At 64.5% G+C, this 3,165-nt stretch carries 4 protein-coding genes and 1 pseudogene; 1 reads left to right on the forward strand and 4 read right to left on the reverse strand.

The genetic code is table 11. The annotated features are described in order from the left end of the window. Positions 1-142, forward strand: a pseudogene (locus tag EN879_RS40245) (D-glycerate dehydrogenase); the annotation flags it as partial. A 47-nt stretch (positions 143-189) separates the two neighbouring features. Here EN879_RS40245 and EN879_RS29595 read toward each other — a convergent pair. The 4 genes from EN879_RS29595 to EN879_RS29610 form a co-directional block, all read right to left on the reverse strand. Then, the gene (locus tag EN879_RS29595; protein ID WP_127218679.1) at positions 190-678 is read right to left on the reverse strand and encodes a GNAT family N-acetyltransferase; all 489 of its coding nucleotides are present in this window, start codon (positions 676-678) and stop codon (positions 190-192) included. Between the two features lie 4 nt (positions 679-682). Continuing rightward, positions 683-1,438 (reverse strand): molybdopterin-synthase adenylyltransferase MoeB, encoded by a 756-nt coding sequence (locus EN879_RS29600; RefSeq protein ID WP_013527879.1) that lies wholly within the window; start codon positions 1,436-1,438, stop codon positions 683-685. Between the two features lie 31 nt (positions 1,439-1,469). Next, entirely contained in the window at positions 1,470-2,615 is a 1,146-nt protein-coding gene (gene recF, locus EN879_RS29605) for a DNA replication/repair protein RecF (protein WP_127274434.1), read from the reverse strand. Positions 2,616-2,697: 82 nt separating this feature from the next. Next, positions 2,698-3,165 (reverse strand): DNA polymerase III subunit beta (locus EN879_RS29610; protein ID WP_164774658.1); only part of this gene is annotated, 468 nt, incomplete at its 5' end.

Below are 3,165 nucleotides of genomic sequence, written 5' to 3' on the forward strand. Positions count from 1 at the left end.
GAACAAGGTCGTGCTTTTGCCGCATATGGGCTCGGCGACGCTCGAGGGCCGTATCGACATGGGTGAAAAGGTCATCATCAACATCCGCGCCTTCGTTGACGGCCACCGCCCACCAGACCGCGTGCTGCCGCTCAGGACCTGACACTGTCGCGGTGCGATATCCGTGGCCCACAAACCGTAAGATAAGACTTACGGGAGAGCTTTGCGCATGGTGATCGAGGTCGGCCTGGCATAGCCGTCATGCGCCGTCCGTCCAGTTTCGCGAAAGCCGAGGCGAGCAAAGGCCGCGTGGTTCGCGGTCAACTCGATCCGCGTCTGAAGCTCGATGGCGGCCTTGCCGCGGCCGCGGGCAAGGTCTTCGACCGCCTGCATCAGCCGCCGGCCGATGCCTTGTCCCTGGCAGTCCGGCGCCACGGCGAGCTTGCCGACATAGAACTCTGCCACCTTTTCAAGGGCAAAGACGCAGCCGACGATCCGATCACCCCTGAGCGCCACGAAGCCGGTCTCCCGCCGCGCCTTGTCCCGCAGAGTGTCGGCGGTCAAAAGGTGGGCCGAGGAGGGCGGGTCGATGACGTCGTCCATCGAGGCGAAGGCACGCATGATCAATGCGAGCACATCGTCCCAACGGTCGAAATCGGTCGGGATCCGCCTGATGGAGACTGCTTCGATCAGGTCCAAGAATTCAGCTTCTCTTGTAACGGATGGTGTCGAAGCGCGCCGCCAGCCCATCATAAAGCAGCAGCCGGCCGACCAGCGGTTCGCCCACGCCGGTGATCAGCTTGACCGCCTCCATGGCCTGCAGCGTGCCGATGACGCCGGTCAGCGCGCCAAGCACGCCGACTTCGGCGCAGGACGGCACCAGGCCCGGCGGTGGCGCCTCGGGAAACAGGTCACGATAGCCTGGGTTGGGCTTGCCGTCCTTGCCGTCTTCGAATGGCTTCAGCACCGTGACCGAGCCGTCGAAGCGTCCGACGGCGGCATGCACCAGCGGTTTCCCAGCGCTCGCGCAGGCATCGGCCACGGCGTAGCGCGTTTCGAAATTATCGGAACCGTCGACGACGATGTCATAGCGGGCGACGAGGGCAGGCGCATTGTCCGTGGTCAGCCGGAACGTATGCGGTTCGACTGTGGTATTGGGATTGATGCGGGCGATTGCCGCCTTGGCGCTGTCGGTTTTCAGCAGGCCGACAGTGTCGGTGCCGTGAATGACCTGACGCTGCAGGTTGGAGAGCGAAACGGTGTCGTCATCGACCACGCCGAGCGTGCCGACGCCGGCGGCGGCAAGATATTCAAGCACCGGGGCGCCCAGCCCGCCGGCGCCGATGACCAGCACCCGGGCCTGCTTCAGCCTCTGCTGTCCGGCGCCGCCGATTTCCGGCAGCACGATGTGGCGGGCATAGCGTTCGATCTCGTCTGCGGTCAGGGCGGCAGTGGTCATTGCCTGATCATACAGGCACGGAAAAACCTTGTCAGGGGTCTTCGGTTGGCCCAACCGTCCCGTGGTCGACGGTCAGGAATTGCGCACGGCCCTGGAGACTGGAAAACAGCGCAGCATCGGTTCCTGTCATGAATGCCTGGCAGTTCAGTTCCTCCAGGATGGAAAACAGCGCCGCGCGCCGCCCGCTGTCGAGATGCGCAGCGATCTCGTCGAGCAGCAGGATCGGCGTCATGCCCGACATTTCGCCGGTCAGCCTCGCGTGCGACAGCACGATGCCGACCAGCAGCGCCTTCTGCTCGCCGGTCGAGCAGAGCTCGGCCGGCATCGCCTTGGGGCGGTGCCGAACCACCAGGTCCGAACGGTGCGGGCCGTCGAGCGTACGTCCGGCGGCGCGATCGCGCTCGCGGCCCTCGGCAAGCGTCCGACGGAAGCGTTCCTCCACATCGACCGCCGGCGCCACGGCAATCTCGGCTTCCAGCTCGCCTGAAAGGCCGATATCGGCTTGCGGAAACGGTCCCGTGTCGGGCAGCCTGTCGATCATGGCGGCCAGCAGGCGCACCATCTCGGCGCGCGCCGCGGCAATCGCCACACCGGTTTCGGCCATCTGCGTCTCGATAGCGTCGAACCAGCGGTCGTCCCGAGAGCTTTCGGTAAGCAGTCGGTTACGACCGCGCATCGCCTTCTCGTAGTCGTTCGCACGTTGCCCGTGGCCGGGGTCGATCGCCAGCACCAGCCGGTCGAGGAAGCGCCGGCGATCCGCGGCCGGTCCGGTGAATAACGCGTCCATGGCTGGCGTCAGCCAAACCACGCGCAGCCATTCCAGCATGTCCTCGGCCGAACGCGCCGAAGCTCCGTTGATGCGTACCCGCCTGCCGCCTTCGCCGGCGGTGTCACCGCCGGAAATGCCTGTTCCGATCTCGACCTGGCCATCAGGTCCGTCGAGCCGGGCATGCAGCGCAAAGCCGCCGTCGCCGCCCTCGCGCGCGACATCGGCGTAGGGCGCGCGGCGCAAGCCACGTCCCGGTGTCAAAAAGGAGATCGCTTCGAGGAGATTGGTCTTGCCGGCGCCGTTGTCGCCGGAAAAAACCACGGCACCTGGCGCCAGATCGATCGTCAGCGCCGCATAGTTGCGGAAATTAGTAAGTGTTAGCTTACTTATATGGTTCTGTGCCGGCAACCGCTATCCGCCTATAGAAGTCGCCGTAAATATCGCGCTTGCCGCCGGTCCACAACAGGACCGAAGTGCTGACACCGCGCCGCTACACGCGCATCGGCATCAGCACATAGAGTGCGGTCTCGTCGGCCATGTCGTGGATCAGCGTCGGCGAACCGGCATCCGCCAGCATGAACTTGGCCTCCGTGCCGGTCAGCTGCGCGGCAACGTCGAGCAGGTACTTGGCGTTGAAGCCGATCTCGATCGGATCGGATGAATAGTCAGCGGACAGTTCTTCGGTGGCGCTGCCTGAATCCGGATTGTTGACCGCAAGCGTCACCTGACCCTCGCTGATCGACAGCTTCACCGCGCGACCGCGTTCGGAAGAGATGGTCGAAACACGATCGACGGCGGCGGCAAAGCTCTGGCGGTCGATGATCAGCTTCTTGTCGTTGCCTGTCGGAATGACCCGCTGATAATCGGGGAAGGTGCCGTCGATCAGCTTCGAGGTCAAAACCACGCTGCCGATGGTGAAGCGGATCTTGGTGTCCGACAGTTCGGTGGTCACCGCAAC

The organism is Mesorhizobium sp. M7A.F.Ca.AU.002.02.1.1 (assembly GCF_003998535.1).
In the GTDB taxonomy this organism is placed as follows: domain Bacteria; phylum Pseudomonadota; class Alphaproteobacteria; order Rhizobiales; family Rhizobiaceae; genus Mesorhizobium; species Mesorhizobium ciceri.